Below are 18,737 nucleotides of genomic sequence, written 5' to 3'. Positions count from 1 at the left end.
TCTTTTAAATACTTAATCTTTTTAGCTATTCAATTTTCTTACCTGCTTAACTCTTTTAGATACTTCGTCTTTTTATCTATTTAATTTTTTTACCTACTAACTCTTTTAGGTACTTCGTCTTTTTACCTATTTAATTTTTTACCTACTAACTCTTTTAGATACTTCATCTTTTTACCTATTTAGTTTTTTACCTACTAACTCTTTTAGATACTTCATCTTTTTTATTTACTAACTCTTTTAAATACTTCGTCTTTTTCATTTACTTATTTAACTTTTCTATCTACTTAACTCCTTTAAATAATTAGTCTTTTTATCTATTTAATTATTTTACCTACTAACTCTTTTGAATACTTAATCTTTTTTATTTATTTAATTTTTTTATCTACCAACGCTTTTAGATACTTAATCTTTTTATCTATTTAATTTTTTTATCTACTAACTCCTTTATATACTTAGCCTTTTTCATTTACTTATTTAACTTTTTTACCTATTAACTCTTTTATATACTTAGCCTTTTTCATTTACTTATTTAACTTTTTTACCTACTTAACTCTTTTAGATACTTAGCCTTTTTAATCTATTCAACCTTTTTTACCCACTTAACCTTCTTACCTTTTAATATAAACTCTAAAACTTCAAATATCATTAGTTATATTTTGACATTCTTCCTATAGTTAATGCAAAAAGATTGATTTTTTCTTATAATTAATATCCCATTTACATTGCCATTTATTAAGTCTTTACTTGACTTATATGGATTTCTTTTTACTCTCTTTACTAAACTATACTTATTAATATTATGAAGGTCTTATAATAGTCTAATATGAATATGTCCATCATATATCAAATTTTAAAATTTGTAAGCAAAATACTTATCTTATATTACTACATCTAAAGTGGAAAATTTTACAAACAAGCTCTGTAAAAACACTTTAAATAACAATTTGCTTTTAAATCATATACAGATTATAATAAATACTGTATAAGGATGGTGAAAAATTTGATTAAAATAACAATTCCAGGTAGACCTATTAGTAAATCTAATTTTAAGCTTCATAACATAAATGGTCAAGCATGGATGCCTTCAAAGGGAAAATATTCTAAGTATCTTGCATACGAAAACATGATTGCAGGTTTTATAAACCAACAGTATCAAGGGGAAACTGTTGAAGAAAATCTAATAACAGTCTTGAAATTATTCTTCCCAAATAAGAGAATGGGGGATTTACATAATTATCCAAAAAGTATTTGTGATGGTATTGAAAAAAGTGGAATAATAAAAAATGATAAACAACTTAAGCCAGTACTTTTATTTGATTTTATAGATAAAGATAACCCTAGGGTTGAAATTGAACTTTATCCAGTATCTAAATACGATATATCCTATAATATTTTTGAAAAATAAAGATTTTATGTGTTATTCGACATTATATTGATACTCCAGTATTTGAAACTATACTAATACAACAATAATAATTGTGTTATGTCTATACTCAAACAAATGTTTTTAAAAAGCATTAAGTAAATATTTAATAAGTATTAAACAAATATTAAATTTATATAATAGCTATAACTATGTAAATTTAATATTTGTATATAAGACCACATCTAATAAAAAGAAATCGGAGTAAATTTAATACACCGATTTCAATAAATAAAATCTATCCTAGCTTTTCAACAACAGTCTTAAGCATTTCTCTTATAGGAAGTTCATATGGACATCTACTCTCGCAAAGCCCACAGTCAATACACTCAGTAGGTTTAACATCCATAACCTCATATTTTTCTTTAGCCCACTCTTTTAATCCATATCTAGTATAATAACCTTCACATAAAAAACTCAATGGTATATTTATTCCTACAGCACAAGGCATACAATATTCGCATCTTCTACAGAATTTTTTACCTAAAGAATTTCTTATTTCTTCAATTTCCTTATTATCTTTTTCATCTAGCACAAGATTTTCAAGTACAGCGACATTTTGTCTAACCTGTTCAACACTCTCCATACCTGGTATAACTACATCTATGTAATCTTTAGATAGTATATATTTAATAGCCAGTGTTGCATTGTCTAAAGCACCTCCAGCTAAAGGTTTCATTACTATTATCCCAATTCCTTTTTCATGAGCTTTTTTAAACACTTCATCTGCTTGTCCTTCAACTATATTGTAAGGGAATTGTATAGTGTCAAATTTTCCATCTTCTATAGCTTTTTCTATAGTATTTAAATTGTGACTAGTTATACCAATATGTTTTATCTTACCTTGCTCCTTTGCCTCTAAAAGGGCACTATAAGCCATTTTATCTTTAAAAAGATTATCATACTCCTCTTCTTTAACATTATGGAATTGATATAAATCTATAAAATCAGTTTTAAAATTATTTAAACTTATTTCAACATCTCTCTTCATTGAATCATAATCTCTGGACATACTTTTAGTAGCTAAGAAAAATTTATCTCTTTTTCCTTCAATGGCAATTCCGATTGCTTCCTCACTTATTGTATACCCTCTTGCACTATCAATAAAGTTTATTCCTTGTTTTTCTAACTCATTTATAACTAAGTTAGTATCATCTTGAGTAATCCTTTGTATTGGAATGCCCCCAAAGCCAACTCTCTTTATTTTCATGTTAGTATTGCCTAAATTTCTCATATCTTTCCCCACCTAACTTTTAATAATTTTTTATATAATATAAATATGTCATCTTTAATTATACAACAAATTATGAGAATCTTTGCAATATATTTACATACTATTCATAATATAATTATATTTTATATCAGTCTATTCATAATATAATCATACTTTATACCCAGTTAATTTGTATACAATTTTTGTTATTCCTATCCATTAATTTAAATTATCACATTTGATAATTGTATCTCCACCCTAATTATGTTGAGGGCGGAGTATTTCACATATTTTTAATAAAGGTTTATTTACTAGATAGTATTTCTTTTATCATTTTAAGCTCTCTCTTGTGACCTTCATCATCAAAAGGAGTTTCTAAGAAAAATGGTAAATGTTTTAGACTAGGATGTTCCATAAAATCAATTAATGCTTTTAATCCTATCTTTCCTTCCCCTATAGGAGCATGTCTGTCTTTTTTGTCTCCAAATGGCATCATACTATCATTTAGATGGACAGTTTTCAATCTTTCTATGCCTATAACCTTATCAAATTCTTCCAAAACCCCATCTAAATCATTCACTATATCATAACCAGCTGAAAAAATATGACATGTATCAAGACACACACCTATTTTTTCTTTATGCTCAATTTTGTCTATTATACTTTTTAATTGCTCAAATTTAAAACCTATTTCAGTTCCCTTTCCCGACATAGTTTCAAGAAGTATAGTTATATTTTCATCACCCTTTATGGCATTGTTCAATCCTTTTACTATTCTATCTATGCCAAAATCTACACCACCACCTACATGACTTCCAGGATGAAAACACATGTATTCAATTCCTAATGAGTCCATCCTTCTTATATCCTCATCTATCACCCTTGTTGCAAATTCGTATACATCATCCTTTGTACCACCCAGATTCATAGTATATGGTGCATGTGCAAGCAGTGGTGCAAAATTATTTTCTTTTCTAATTTCTTGAAATTTAATTATATCTTTTTCATCAAATTCTTTAGCATTTCCTCCTCTTGGATTTCTACTAAAAAATTGAAATGTATTTGCACCAATATATACAGCTGTCTCAGCCGCATTAGCAAATCCTTTTGCTATTGAAAGATGTGTTCCTAATTTAATCATATTAATCTCCTTTTATTTGTACTACTACTTGTACTCAATTTTAATTTTGAACTACTCCACCTTAACTACATTTAGCCAACATATGAAGATGGAGATTCCTATTTGATAGTACTTTTTCACTAAAAATTCATAAGCTCTAAGGGATGTTCTATCCCAACTAATCTCATTCCTCTTTTAACATATTTCTAGCATTGATTTAATTTATATTAATTTTTAATTTTAATATTTACACTTTAATTATACCCATTTTAATCAATTTCAAATATTATAATCTTACATACTTTGTATATTATCTAAGCACTTCTCAGATAGTGTATACATCTTATACTATACATATTATTTACAAATACAATAGGTATAAGAAAACAAAAAAATAGAGATTAAAAATCATTGTTTTACCCATACCAAAAACTATTTTTTGATTATTAAGTAAATTTTGATGTTCAATCTCTAATATTATATCTTTAATTAATCCATAATTAATTCTCTAACTAGGACATTCCTCCTCAAGAGTAGGAACTATAACCATAGCTATATCATACTTAGAACCTTCAACATTGTGTTGTCTTTTATTTAAAATTTCATCTATCTTTGACTTCATAGTGTCACTAAGTTCAACTAATTCATCATGAGTAAGAGAAATATCATGATAATCAACTATATTTTCATTTTCTAAAACATCTTCCTCTGCTGCCTTATAAAAAACTTCACTCATATTTTCAAATTTTGATATGTACAATTCTTCTTTTTCTTCCCCATTGTCTAAAGAAAAATTAAGTATCCTATTCCCTATAACCACATTTTTTGCACTTGGATAATAGTACTTTTCCACAATCCCCGACTTTATTTTTTCCTCAACTAATTCTAAAATACCAACTTTGTATAACATTTTTATATGGTAGTTTATTTTTGCATGAGGTTCTTCCAATAATTGAGATAATTGTTTTGCTGACAATGGCGATTTGTCAAATGCTTTTAGAATATCTATTCTACGTGGATGCGCAATAGCCTTTATGCACTCCAAATCTCGTAATACCAATACCTCTTTCATTGACCCCTCCTAAAAAATTTATTTAATTCATATTTCTTTACAATTTAATTATATATTAAATTATATGTTGTTGTCAAAAAAATCCTTTCTTAATATTTTAAAAAATATTTAATTTGAGTTTATTTGACAACTCCTCTAAAACTTTAACTCCTGCGACGCTGTTACCTTTTTTGTCAAGCGCAGGTCCATAAACACCAATCCCCATGCGTCCCGGCACAGAAGCCATTATACCACCCCCAACTCCAGATTTTGCAGGAATGCCAACTTTAATAGCAAATTCCCCAGAAGCATCATACATTCCACAAGTCATCATAAATGTCTTGACAATCCTAGAAACCATTTCACTCATTAAATGCTCACCATTTTCTATATCTACTCCATAATTTGCAAGATTTATTCCAATTCTCGCTAAATCTACAGAATCTATCTCAATTGAGCATTGTTTAAAATAAAGGTCTAGAACATCTTCTACATTCCCTCTGATAAATCCATCACTTTTCAATAAGTAAGCCATAGCTCTGTTTCTATCTCCAGTCATTTTTTCAGACTTATAGACATCATAGTTTATTCCTATATTATCATTTTTTGCTAACTTTCTAAAGAAACTAAGCATTCTTTCTTCTTTTTCTTCTAAACAACTCCCATTTATAAGGGAAGTGGTTACTATAGCCCCTGCATTTATCATTGGATTACAGGGTTTTTTTGTGTCATTAATTTCAAGTTTCATTATTGAATTAAATGGGTCCCCACTTGGCTCCATTCCAACGTTTGAAAAAACGTCTTCCCAATCATTATCCATAAGTGCCATAGCAAGCACAATTGGTTTTGAAATACTTTGTATAGTAAACTTTGTGCTACAGTTTCCAGCACTATAAAGATTATTTTCGCTATCTATGATACAAATTCCTAAATCATTTCTTCTAGCGTTTTTTAATTCTGGTATGTAACTAGCGACTTGTCCATAATTAGTATACTTCTTATTAGAACTTATAATTTCTTTTAATAATGTCTCATCTAACGTATTCATATGCACCTCTTATATTATGTTATATATTCTATTTTAGCACAAGTTTATACTATAATAAAACAATGTTAAAAAAAATTATACTTTAAAATTATTTTCTACAAGAATCAATTCATTTTTCAAACAATTTAAATAGTTTAAAGAGCTTAATAATTTAGTAATTCAATAATTTAACAACCTAGCAATTTAGTAATCTAATAATCCAGTAATTTAACAACCTAATAATTTAGCAATCTAATAATCTAACTATCTAATAATCCAGTAACTTAACAACCTAATAATTTAGTAATTCAACAATCTAACAATTCAATAATTTAACAACCTAGTAATCTAACTATCTAATAATCCAGTAACTTAACAACCTAGTAATTTAGTAATTCAACAATCTAATAATTCAATAATTTAACAACCTAGTAATCTAACTATCTAAATAATCCAGTAACTTAACAACCTAGTAATTTAGTAATTCAACAATCTAATAATTCAATAATTTAACAACCTAGTAATCTAACTATCTAAATAATCCAGTAACTTAACAACCTAGTAATTCAACAACCTAATAATTCAATAATTTAACAACCTAGTAATTTAGCAATCCAGCAATCTAATAATCCAGTAATTTAAATTTTTATAACACCAAAAATTTCTAACCCAACACCTTTTACTCTTTTACTCTTTTACTCTTTTACTCTTTTACTCTTTTACTCTTTTACTCTTTTACTCTTTTACTCTTTTACTCTTTTAAAAAATAATCACATAAACTAACAAAATATTAAACAAAAAAGTAAAATTTAAAATAAAAAGCTTGCTTCATACAAAAGTATAAAACAAGCCTTTTTATATATCAACTCAAACTTTAAAATCTGTATCAATTTAATTCTCCACTTTACACTTAATATACTTAACATAAACCAATCACACTACTTGCTATGCCATTTAATCTTCATAAAACAATCTATAATACACATATTAATCAACTATTTTACTTCCTCCAATAAATTCCCTAAGAATTGAAATACCTGGTATGTCAGAAGTATCGTCCAATTCAACAAAATACTGCAAAAACTTTAGTAATCTAGTAGCTTCAATATGTGCAGGATTATCTTCCTTTATCTCTTCCAACAAAGGTTTCGCAAATCGTTTTAAAACTGCCAATTCATATACACAAGCAGAGTTAAATATAGCATCTGCCTCCTCTTGGTACGGGAATATATTCTTCTTTTCTCCTCTTCTAACTGATGCCCATTGTAAAATAGTATTATCAGCACTATATCCTCTAAAATTATAGTCTCTAACAATTCTTCTTATCATTCTCAAATCAGCAGTAGGGATTCGATTATGGTCATCCAAATTTATTTGAGTAAGGGCACTTATGTATATCTTAAATTTATCTTCATCTGGTATAGATGATGTTAAAATAGGATTTAGCCCATGTATACCTTCTAATATAATTGGCTGATTTGAATCTATCTTTATCTTTTTACCAGTGTATTCTCTCTTACCTTCTTTAAAATTGAATCTTATATCATCAATTTCTTCACCAGCTAAAAGTTTCTTTAAGTCTAAGTTAAACTTCTCTAAATCTATTGCATAAATTGATTCAAAATCATAATTTCCATATTCATCTAAAGGAGTATGTTTTCTATCTATAAAATAATCATCTAAAGAAATTGAAATAGGATTTAAATTATTTACTCTAAGATGTATTGATAATCTGTGAGCAAAACTTGTTTTTCCAGATGAAGATGGAGCTGCTATTAAAACTACTCTCTTATTGCCATCCTTTATCATATCCGCTATTTGGGATAACTTCTTTTCATGCAATGCTTCAAATGTCCTTATTATATCTCCATATTCATTGTTTTCTATTATTTTATTAAGAGATACTACCTTGTCAATTCCCATAAGTCTTGACCATTCTTCTGCTTCATAATATACACTTGATAGCTTAGGTTGAGGTACAAATTTCATAGGAAGAGTCTTATCTTCTTCACTAGGTCCTAAAATTATAACGCCTCCATTATAAAGCTTAATATCAAATGATTTTATATAACCAGTTGATGGCAACATATAACCATAAAAATGGTCTATATAGTTTCTACACTTATATACTTTAGCACTATCATACTCTTTGTATTTCAAAAGCTCTGCCTTTTCATACATTTCATTATTTTCAAAGATAGAAATAGCTTCATTTCTTGTAACTTCAATTTTTTCTATAACATAATCGTTGTTTACTATCTCTTTCATCTTGTTTTTTATATTTTCAACATCTGCTTCTTTAAGCTTTCTATCTATATGAACTTCACAATATAGCCCATCTGATAGTGAATGTTCTATTGTAACTCTGCTATCCCAAAAGATTTCTCTACATGCCATTACAAATATAAATGACATGACTCTAAAGTAAACTCTCTCTCCATCTTCATTAGTAGTATCTAAAAAATTTATCTCACAATCCTTCTTAACTCTACAATTTAGCTCTTTTAGTTTATTGTCTACAACTGCAAGTGTTATATAACCCTTATGCTCATCACAAAATTCTTTTGCTATATCTCCCAATCTGATTCCAGGGGAATTTTCTTCTAATGAATATTCCTTATCTTTTCCTTCTATTTTTAAGTTTATTTTTTTCACTTCAACATCTCCTTCCTTTTGATGAATATAAATTTTAATTAATGAGGCATATCAACAAGATAAAGAGAGGTATTTAACCCTCTCCTACAATATTATTCAATTTACTTATAGTATCTTCAATGTCTTCGTAATTTATTTCTAATACTAAATATTCTGCATCTAATGTTAAGACCTCTTTAATCCCCTCTTCAGATAAAATTCCTCTTCCTATACCAACATGTGTATCATTGATACCATCATTATCACTTAAGTGTATCAGTCTTATTTTATCCTTTAAGTTCTTTACATAAGCATCCTCATCAATTAAACAGTGTCCAGTATCGTAACAAAAACAAATCTTAGAATTTTTAATCCTCTTAAATATATATTCAAAATCATAAGATATATTTCCAATATTTGAAAAATCCCCACCTTTTGAATAAGTATTCTCTATACATACATATGAATTTGTATTTAATTTATCTAAAAAATCCACACTATTTCCTAAATATTTGTCTCTATTCTTTCTAACTCTATTTGTCATAACATATCCCAAATGAAGGTTAAAATACCTTAAATCAAATCCTTTTAGTTCAAATTCTATCTTCTCAATAAAATTTATCCATGAATCTCGTATATACTCTATGTTTTCGCAAGTATTTAATTCCATAGGCAAATGTATCCCTATAGATAATCCTAACTTAGAAATTCTGTCTTTATATTTACATAACTCACTACATTCAGATATATTGTCAATTCCAATCTCTAAATGAGTTATTTGCTTTATACTCTCACAAATGTTTAAAGCCTCCTCAATATTAAACAATAAGGACGCTATACCAACTGCCATACAAATCACCTACTCAAAAATACCTATATCTGTAAAAGGAAATACTCTTAAAATAACTTTTCCTTTAATATTTTCTTCATCTACTAATCCCACTTCTTTATATCTACTGTCTAAACTAACTTCTCTATTGTCTCCCATCGCAAATACTTTTCCCTTAGGAATCACCATATCAATATCACCTTCAGTATAATTATCATGTATATATGAAACTTCATTTAATAACTTACCATTTATATAAACCTTAGAATCCTTAATTTTTAGATGGTCACCAGGAACACCTATAACCCTTTTTACAAGCTCTTTTTTCCTTCCATTCTCTTGTAATAAATCAGTCTTAAATATCATTATATCTCCACATTTTGGTTCTGATAACTTATATGTCATCCTGTTTGCTACCAAATAATCATGTGATTTAAGTGTTGGGTACATTGATTCTCCATTTACTAATGTTGGTTTTATAAAACGAGTTATAATAAATGCAAAAAAAAGTGCAGTAATAATTATTTTTATCCACTCTACAATCTCTTCTTTAATAGTTTCATTCATTCACAAATTCTCCTTTATAGTTATATTATCTTTATTGATAATGTCTCTTAAACACTATCTTTTAGATAAGTCTACTAAATAAGGTGTTGTCTTTTTTATATAGACAACTATTGTGTATGGTCTGGTGATTTCAGCTAATCAGCGATTGCTCCAAATTTTATATGTTTAGTCAATAGTTCCTATCTTAGAAAATGGATACAATCTGACTAGAACCTTTCCTAAAATGGTATGCTCGTCGACCAATCCAACCTCATCGTATCTACTATCTAAACTTTTTTCTCTATTATCTCCCATTGCAAATAATTTTCCTTCTGGAACTACGATATCAATATCTCCATCAGTACGATTATTATGTATATAGGAAGTCTCATCTAACAACTTATCATTTACATATACCTTGGAGTCTTGTATTTTTACATGGTCACCAGGAACCCCGATAACTCTTTTTACTAAATCTTTTTTCTTTCCATTTTCCTCTGTTAAGTCGGTTTTGAATACTATTATATCTTTGTATTTTGGCTCTCCTACCTTGTACGCAATTCTGTTAACTATCAAATAATCACGTTCAACTAATGTAGGATACATTGATTCTCCTTTGACTATTGTTGGCACTATAAAACGAGTTATTGCAAATGCCAAAACAAGAGCTATGACAATCACTTTTATCCATTCTACAACTTCTTTTTTAACTGCTTCACCCACTAAAATCGTCTCCTCTGTGTTAAATATTAAGTCAATCTACAGCAAAATAATCTACCATAAACCTACAATATAAATATTATACTTCTTTTTTCTAATAGTTTAAAATACTTTTCTAAGACCTTTAGGATAATGATTCTTAATTACACCAGAAGATTCTTTTCCCCAACCTAAAGGTATTCCTTCAACCGAAACCAAAACCCATCCTCTACTATCATTAGAATTTACAACATCCCCTTTTAAATATTTAAGAATTGATTCACTCTGTACACTGAAGTTTTCAACATTTTTTACATCTTCAACTTTTAAGTAATGAGATAGTGCATGAGAAGGCTCAAATCTATTCTTCTTTAAAACCCCTAAATGCAAACCATATCTCAATACTTTTAGTTTTCTCGTATCTGGATATATTTCAGGAAGTAGGTACAAATTTTCTCCTCTTAAATAAAATTTATTTTTTTTATTACTATAAAAATCAACCTTTAAAAATTTCTTTTCAAACTCCCTATAATCCTTTATTTCTTTATCTAAATTTTTTATTTTTAATTCTTTGACATTACATTCTTCTTCTTCTAATTTTTTTATTTTGGCAACAAAATGACCTTCTCCCTTTATCTTATGAGGCCATAATCTTTCCATTTCAATAAGTTCTGCATGTGGATATTCACTGATAAACTCATTTATAACATGCTCATTTTCCTCCCTTGAAAAAGTACAAGTTGAGTAAATTAAAATGCCATCCTTCTTTAACATTTTATATCCATCTCTTATAATCTCTTTTTGGATGGATTGACATTCTACTACCTTTGCATAACTCCAATCTGATATGGCAACCTCATCCTTCCTAAACATACCTTGCCCAGAACAAGGTGCATCTATAATAACCTTATCAAAATACCCATTAAACGTCTTTCTTAAGCTATTAGAATCGGTGTTTGTTATAATACAATTTCTCGCTCCAAATCGCTCTAAATTTTCCCCTAGAGCCTTAATTCTACTAGCATTAATTTCATTAGAAACCAATAAACCTGTATCGTTTAGCTTAGATAGTATATATGTAGATTTTCCACCAGGAGCAGCACACATATCGAGAACTTTTTCACCCTCTTTAATATCTGCCTTTGGTATTACACTCATTGCAGAAGGCTCTTGCAAATAGTATGCTCCAGCCTCATGCAGTGGATTTCTACCAGGTCTGTCAATTTTATCATCATAATAAAAACCTTCTTCTGCCCATGGTATTTGATTCAAATCAAACAACTCCAAATCAAATAATTTTTTCTTGTCAATTTTTAAAGTATTTATTCTAAGCCCAGTAGTCTTACTTTCCTCATAACTTTTTATAAAATCATCATATTCATCTTTTAGTATTTCTTCAATATCTTCTAAAAATTCCTTTGGTAATTCTGTCAAATCTATAATCCCCCTTCAATCTGCTTTACTTGTGTGTCATTTATTATACTTTAATTATTTATGTCTTTCCTTTAAATTTTATTTCTTCTTCTTTTTCCTAAGATTACCGAAAAACACTTTTTTAGAGTGATTCATATATTTCTCAAGTTTATCAAGATTTATCTTCCACAAAATTATTACATAAACTATAAGTAATATAATAGCCCATCTATATTCTATCATCAATATGAAATCAAAAACTCCATGTAATAAAATTGGAATTAACACTGCCATAAACAAATACTCACGTCTTTTATTTTTATTTCCCTCAAATTTATACTTAGAAATATAGTAGCCCATAGTAATTGCAAACATTACATGAGCTGGTATAGAGATAACTGCCCTATTAATACCAACTTGCAGTGCTAGATTTCTACTTTCAGAAAAAATATAAACCATATTTTCAATTGTTGCAAATCCTAAAGCTAAAAATACAGAGTAAATAATACCATCTAACTTTTCAGTAAAGTGTTTTTCTTTAATTAGGGCAGGAATCAGTATCAGAGCTTTTACACCTTCTTCTACAAGTCCTGCAACTACAAATGATACATATATTAGTTCTGAATACCCTTCAAATACATTAAACTTCATCAGTAAATTTTCTAAAAGTATAATTATAACACTTAGAAAAGCACCTATTAAAAAAAATTTAATTAGATGGATTAGGGGTTCTCTGCAATATCTATCTTTAGACCTTATCCAAAACATCCCTATCAATATAGGAACTATTGCTAATAAAAATAAATCTAGCTTCATAGATTATTTTCCTTTCAAAATTTTTGATTTATTTATGATTTATATCATCTACTTATTTTTAACTTATTCGTGTTTTAAATACATACTAAAATATACATTAAATTATTTTAAATTATTTAAATACAAATATACTCAAATACTCAAAAAAATTTAAATTTATATCTATATTATTTAACAAATTTCAAGCTATATTCATATCTTGAAATATAAGGGAACTAAATTCATTTAAAGAAAGGGTGATTTGATGCAAGATGGTTTCTTAACAGTAAGCATAATTGATGCTACTAACAATAGACCTATTCAAAATGCAGTAGTAAACATATATTCAATGTCTAATGGTAGCCAAAGCTCATCAACTTTATACCAAAACCTAAGAAGTAATGAATCTGGTCAAGTGACTGGTTTAGTATTACCAGCACCAGATGTAGATTACTCTCTACAACCATCTGATGTTAGACCTTATAGCCAGTATATAGTGGAAGCCATAGCAGATGGATATGAGACAGTTGTCATAGAAGGAACACAGTTGTTAGCTACAATTGAAGCAAGACAAGGAGTTCCCATGTCTCCTAGAACAAGAAGTAAGCGTTCTTTCTCAAGACAAAGTGAGTTGATTTTTGATATAGGAGAACATACTCTATATGGTACTTATCCTCCTAAGATTCCAGAAAGTAACTTAAAACCATTACCTCCTCCTACTGGTTTCGTTGTATTAGATAACCCTGTAGTGCCTGAATTTATAGTAGTTCATGATGGTTTGCCAGAAGATTCATCAGCTCCAAACTATTGGATTCCATTTAAAGAGTACATTAAAAACATAGCGTCATCTGAAATATATTCAACTTGGCCTGAACAGACAATTTATGCAAATGTAATAGCTATAATATCATTTACTTTAAATAGAGTCTTTACTGAATGGTATAGAAATAAAGGATATAACTTTACAATAACTTCAACAACAGCATACGACCATAAGTTTATAAATAATAGAAACTTATTTGAACCAATTAACGTAGTTGTAGATGCTATTTTTAATACTTTTATAAAAAGACCTCCTACATCAAGACAGCCACTATTAGCACAATATTGTGATGGACAAAAATCCCAATGTCCTGACCAAATGACTCAATGGGGCAGTAAAGACTTAGGTGACCAAGGATATGACTATGAGAGTATACTAAGATATTTCTATGGAGATGAAATAGTATTTGAAAGAGCACCTATAGTAAGTGGTGTACCAGTGTCATTCCCTGGTACTACACTACAAGTTGGTTCTTCTGGGCAGTATGTTAGAACCATACAAAATCAGTTAAATGCTATATCTAATTCTTATCCAGCTGTACCAAAAGTTATAGAAGATGGTATCTATGGAACAGATACAGAAAACGCTGTTAAGATATTCCAAGGAATCTTTGGTTTACCTCAAAGCGGAGTAGTAGATTTTAAAACATGGTATGAAATATCCAGAGTTTATGTAGCTACAACTAGAATAGCTTCTTTAAATCCTTTAATTTAAAGCTTGATTTAGAACATAAACTCAAATTATTGAATAAAATTATTAATTTAAAATAAAAATGGCTGTTATGAACTAATATATACCATAAGTATTACTTATAAGTATTGTAGTCTTAACAGCCATTTTTTAGTTATAACTTGTTTTTTTAGAATCTTAAAACTTTAAATGGGGGATTTTAAGCTTCTTAAAAACAGTGCTTAGCAACTTAGATTTCTTTAAAATATTATATTTATTTTTAAGTTTAATAAAATGCTATTCTAACGAAAAACCTACTTTTTATTTAAAATCTCACTTATTATTTAAAATGCTACTTCTCACTTAGAGTATTACTCCTTATTATTTAAAACACTATCTATCACTTAGAATATTACTTCTTATTATTTAAAACACTATCCATCACTTAGAATATTACTTCTTATATAAATTATTATTTATTATAAATACAAATAATATTAATTTAAAAAGTTATTCCTAATTTAAATAATACTACTATCTTCATCAGTGAACCTAAACTGCAACTTTAGACTTATTAGCTAAAGCCAATATTAGACCTAAAGCTATAGATGCAAATGCAGAAGCAATTACTCTATACTCAGCAGGGAATAAGAATACAATTGTATGACATGGTATCCAGAAAAATGGTATAGTTTTTAAAACACTAAAACCAAGGTAAGCATTCCAGTCCACAATATTTACCACATCTTTAAGTTTTACCTTAATCCCCTTTCCAACCTCATATTTTTTATCTATAAAACAGTCCATAACCTTATGGAATAAAAATACAGTTGGTGACATTAGTATATTCATAGTTGCACTCTTAAATAGAGCATTTGCAAAAGCTATTCCCTCAAATGGAAGCATATCATCCACTTGTGCTTGACCTACACCTGATGAGTAGATTGACATTCCATATGTGGTAACTACACCTATTATTCCCCAAACTATTGCTCTATAAAATACTCCTACTGGTATTTTCCAATCCTTATACAAAATTCTAGCACCAAGTAAATCTCCCATTGTAGCTAATACAGCAAACTTTAAAAAACCTCCAATATATGGATGTGCACCTGTTGCTTCCATAAATACTTCTCTACTACTTGGTATTGCTAAGACAGCAATAATACAAATAAGAACTCCACTCCATATAAAATCGCCTTTTTTCATATTTATAAATACTATTTAATATATAAATAGTTCTCCTTTCTATTAAAGATTTATTTAATTTACAATCTATCTACAATTATTTATTAATCACTTATTATTAGATATTCATTTTCCATATTTAAATTTATTCTATCCCTTTATCTATTTATTTTCTTACTACTCTATCCACCATTATCTATATATTTATTTTACGATTACTCTTTCACCCTAACCCTTTAATTATCTATTTTTTTCTGATATTCTTATCTACCATCATCCATATATTTATTTTACGATTACTCTTTCACCCTAACCCTTTAATTATCTATTTTTTCTGATATTCTTATCTACCATCATCCATATATTTATTTTACGATTACTCTTTCACCCTAACCCTTTAACTATCTATTTTTTCTTACTATTCTTATCCACATCATCCATATATTTATTTTACGATTACTCTTTCACTCTAACCCTTTAACTATCTATTTTTTCTGATATTCTTATCCACCATCACCCATATATTTATTTTACAATTACTCTTTTACCCTAACCCTTTAACTATCTATTTTTTTCTGGTATTCTTATCTACTATTATCTGTATATTTATTTTATGATTACTCTTTTAACCTACCCCCTATACTTTATAGTAATATGTTTTTAACCTTTTTCATTATTCCCAATATGCTTTATAACTACAAATACTCTCCCCCCTTAAAAATAATAATAAAATTAATCAATAAATTTATAATCATATTATTACTCTATGTATTAAGCAATTACTATGCCAATAAACTTTGATTTTTTTAAACAAATCTTAAAAATCCTAAAATGCTAATTTTCTTTAACTTTTAATGAATCTAATAGATAACATTTAATTTTCGTTATATTTTTCAGAATATTTCTATTATTATTTTTAAGAAAAAAAAATAATGTTAACATTTCTTAACATACATTAAAAAATGTTAACATTATAAATTGGGTTTAATACTTTTACTTTGACTCGATTTACTTTTATTCTACTTCTTACTTTATTTTTAACTTAGACTTTATTTTTTTATTACTTATTTGAGTCTTATTTATTTTATTCTCACTCCATATGTTCAATTACATTTGTCTAAATTCTTTGATACTTTTATTACATAATTTTAACAAGCTTAAGTGTTATTTGGGTAGTGCAGTTGATAATTATTTAAATAATCATCAACTGCATGTTTATATCATTACAGTAGCTTAATGTATTTAATCATACTTACTTAGGATTTTGAAATATCTTAGAGATTATATTTAACATTAGTCAATTGCTGCATAATTGTAAGCAATTGAAATTTGAGACCCATCTTCATTTTCTATAGTGATAGGCTTCATAATTTTTAATCCTTCAGTTTTTATCTTTTCTAATTCTTGTTCCATTTTCTTAATTGTTTCCTCAAGGTCTTTTTGACTTACATCTTTGACTGCATTAGGGTCTTTAGCATAGTCTTTTAATTCTTGAATATGTTTAGCATACTCTTCATAAGTATAATGCTCAACACCATACTTTTCCAATTCAGTAGGGTCAGTTATTCCTGATTTTATTAGAGATTCAAATTTAGGTAAAGCAATATTAGATGAATCATTTCCATTTGCAAATACTGCTCCAGTTCCTCCTAGTACCATTGCAGATACCATCATTGCACTTATAAGGGATTTTTTTATTTTCATAACCAATCTTCCTTTCTTAGAGATTTATTTGGGTAGTGTAGTTTAAAATGACTATTGCAATAGTTATCAACTACACTCTTAGACTATCACAGTAGTCATGTTTATGTCAAGCCTTTTTAAAAAACTTTTCAATAAAAAATACTATCTCAAAGCAAAATTAATTATTTTGAGATAGTATTTTAATTCTAAATCTTTTATATTACTAAGATTTATGGTTATTCTATCCATGTTCTATATTGTTCTTTATTAACTGCTAACAAATTCCCTTTTCTTGATATGACAAAGCGATTATCATTATAGCCACTTCGCTCAATTGAAACTTCTCCTGAATCAGTATAAAGTACATCCTTACTATTACTAGATTTATTTACATACGTTTCTTCACTATTCTCAGAATTAGTTACTTTGCTCATAGATGATTCTTCATGCTCTCTAAATTCAATTACAGATACTTTTGCCGTACTAAAATGAGTCTCTCCATCACTTTTAGCTTTACTAACAAGAATATCAGATTCTACTTTGGGAGAATATAAATCAGTTGATTTACTACTTATTGAAAATCCAATTTTATCACTTTGTTCATTTTTTGTTAAACCAAAAGATTCAACCTCATTAATCTCTTTATTTTCTGTTGCAAAAACAAGACCTGTCCCACAAACTAATACAGTTGAAACTAAAAAAGTAACATAAGTTGATTTTTTAAATTTCATAATATTAACTATTCTCTTTTCTATTTTTGTCTTTCCAAATCCACTACATATTGTCATTGAAAATGGATTATTCTCCTCTGCTAGACTTATTAGTGTGGTTGCATAATCAGCCCTATATTCTTCACCAAGTATACTCATAACCTTTTCATCACAACTAAATTCTATGTCTTTATTTAGTAAAAAAAACATCACCCAAACTAAGGGATTAAACCAATGGACAACAAGAGCTACAAGCATAAATAACTTTAACAGATTATCAAAGCTATTAATATGAACCATTTCATGAGTTAAAACAAAGTCTAAAGTTTGATTATTAGCATAATTCATTTGCTTTGGCAAAATAATTCGTGGTTTTAAAATACCAGATGTAAGTGGTGTCCTAGTAAATTCAGATATGCAAACAATAAATCTTCTAAAACGGCTATTCTTACACATCCATTTTTTAATGAACTCATGATTTTTTATATGAATTGAAGTTTTAAAAAGATTAATTATTTTAAAATATCTAAAGCATAAAAGTATGCTAAACATAATAGTAACTATAAAAGACAAAATGCCCAACATTTCCAACATCATAATATTTTCAATACTAGACATTATTTCAAATTCGTCAGAATTGTTTTTACCTGTAGAGTCACTAGCTTTCTTAAGAGTATAATTTTCTGTTGATGTATTACCCAATTCCACATCAAAAGTCGATTCAATTATACTATAAATACTAAAACCAGAATTTAAACTTACTGGTATTAGAAGTTTAAATAAAACAATCAACCACAATAATACAAATACCTTTTTAGGTAATTTTTTAAATAAACATGCTCTTATAAAAATAACTATTAAAAGTAATACTCCAGAAGTAAAACTCATTTCTAACAATTTAATGAACATAAATC

Annotated in this window: 15 protein-coding genes; 2 read left to right on the top strand and 13 right to left on the bottom strand. The window is 27.7% G+C overall.

What is annotated here, in order from left to right; genetic code table 11:
- The first annotated feature begins 1,000 nt into the window (after positions 1-1,000).
- A complete protein-coding gene (locus CDIF1296T_RS03590) occupies positions 1,001-1,405 on the top strand; it encodes a RusA family crossover junction endodeoxyribonuclease (RefSeq protein WP_009895581.1) in 405 nt (134 codons plus the stop codon).
- A gap of 256 nt (positions 1,406-1,661) precedes the next feature.
- On the opposite strand, the gene CDIF1296T_RS03585 is transcribed toward CDIF1296T_RS03590, so the two are convergent.
- The 10 genes from CDIF1296T_RS03585 to CDIF1296T_RS03540 all read right to left on the bottom strand — a co-directional run bounded on the left by CDIF1296T_RS03585 (position 1,662) and on the right by CDIF1296T_RS03540 (position 12,771).
- Positions 1,662-2,657 carry an aldo/keto reductase gene (locus CDIF1296T_RS03585; protein ID WP_009895580.1) on the bottom strand — a complete coding sequence of 332 codons (996 nt, stop codon included), beginning with the start codon at positions 2,655-2,657 and terminating at the stop codon, positions 1,662-1,664.
- A 283-nt stretch (positions 2,658-2,940) separates the two neighbouring features.
- Positions 2,941-3,777, bottom strand: coding sequence for a deoxyribonuclease IV (locus tag CDIF1296T_RS03580; protein WP_003438990.1), 837 nt, complete (start codon positions 3,775-3,777; stop codon positions 2,941-2,943).
- A gap of 487 nt (positions 3,778-4,264) precedes the next feature.
- A complete protein-coding gene (locus CDIF1296T_RS03575; RefSeq protein ID WP_003417965.1) occupies positions 4,265-4,828 on the bottom strand; it encodes an ArsR/SmtB family transcription factor in 564 nt (187 codons plus the stop codon).
- A gap of 97 nt (positions 4,829-4,925) precedes the next feature.
- Positions 4,926-5,855 carry a glutaminase A gene (glsA, locus tag CDIF1296T_RS03570; protein ID WP_003417962.1) on the bottom strand — a complete coding sequence of 310 codons (930 nt, stop codon included), beginning with the start codon at positions 5,853-5,855 and terminating at the stop codon, positions 4,926-4,928.
- 966 nt (positions 5,856-6,821) lie between these two features.
- Positions 6,822-8,489: a nucleoside kinase gene (locus CDIF1296T_RS03565; RefSeq protein WP_003436982.1), complete on the bottom strand. Its 1,668-nt coding sequence runs from the start codon at positions 8,487-8,489 to the stop codon at positions 6,822-6,824.
- A gap of 73 nt (positions 8,490-8,562) precedes the next feature.
- A complete protein-coding gene (locus tag CDIF1296T_RS03560) occupies positions 8,563-9,318 on the bottom strand; it encodes a sugar phosphate isomerase/epimerase family protein (protein ID WP_009895579.1) in 756 nt (251 codons plus the stop codon).
- 9 nt (positions 9,319-9,327) lie between these two features.
- Positions 9,328-9,864: a signal peptidase I gene (gene lepB / locus CDIF1296T_RS03555; RefSeq protein ID WP_003425129.1), complete on the bottom strand. Its 537-nt coding sequence runs from the start codon at positions 9,862-9,864 to the stop codon at positions 9,328-9,330.
- Between the two features lie 165 nt (positions 9,865-10,029).
- Complete coding sequence (gene lepB, locus CDIF1296T_RS03550; protein ID WP_003425127.1) at positions 10,030-10,566, bottom strand: signal peptidase I; 537 nt, start codon at positions 10,564-10,566, stop codon at positions 10,030-10,032.
- 99 nt (positions 10,567-10,665) lie between these two features.
- A complete protein-coding gene (locus tag CDIF1296T_RS03545; RefSeq protein ID WP_009895578.1) occupies positions 10,666-11,976 on the bottom strand; it encodes an RsmF rRNA methyltransferase first C-terminal domain-containing protein in 1,311 nt (436 codons plus the stop codon).
- 78 nt (positions 11,977-12,054) lie between these two features.
- Positions 12,055-12,771 (bottom strand): PrsW family intramembrane metalloprotease, encoded by a 717-nt coding sequence (locus tag CDIF1296T_RS03540; RefSeq protein ID WP_003425122.1) that lies wholly within the window; start codon positions 12,769-12,771, stop codon positions 12,055-12,057.
- A 244-nt stretch (positions 12,772-13,015) separates the two neighbouring features.
- Here CDIF1296T_RS03540 and sleC point away from each other — a divergent pair, with 244 nt between their 5' ends.
- A complete protein-coding gene (sleC, locus tag CDIF1296T_RS03535; RefSeq protein ID WP_003425119.1) occupies positions 13,016-14,287 on the top strand; it encodes a spore cortex-lytic germination protein SleC in 1,272 nt (423 codons plus the stop codon).
- A gap of 507 nt (positions 14,288-14,794) precedes the next feature.
- Here sleC and CDIF1296T_RS03530 read toward each other — a convergent pair.
- From CDIF1296T_RS03530 to CDIF1296T_RS03520, 3 genes are all read right to left on the bottom strand, one after another.
- Complete coding sequence (locus CDIF1296T_RS03530) at positions 14,795-15,451, bottom strand: hypothetical protein (RefSeq protein ID WP_009895577.1); 657 nt, start codon at positions 15,449-15,451, stop codon at positions 14,795-14,797.
- 1,272 nt (positions 15,452-16,723) lie between these two features.
- Positions 16,724-17,134: a hypothetical protein gene (locus tag CDIF1296T_RS03525; RefSeq protein ID WP_003439126.1), complete on the bottom strand. Its 411-nt coding sequence runs from the start codon at positions 17,132-17,134 to the stop codon at positions 16,724-16,726.
- Positions 17,135-17,349: 215 nt separating this feature from the next.
- On the bottom strand, positions 17,350-18,732 hold the full coding sequence (locus CDIF1296T_RS03520) for a M56 family metallopeptidase (protein WP_009895574.1): 1,383 nt from the start codon (positions 18,730-18,732) through the stop codon (positions 17,350-17,352).
- Positions 18,733-18,737 lie beyond the last annotated feature (5 nt).

Source organism: Clostridioides difficile ATCC 9689 = DSM 1296 (assembly GCF_001077535.1).
In the GTDB taxonomy this organism is placed as follows: domain Bacteria; phylum Bacillota; class Clostridia; order Peptostreptococcales; family Peptostreptococcaceae; genus Clostridioides; species Clostridioides difficile.
This window is presented reverse-complemented; position numbering and strand designations above follow the sequence as displayed.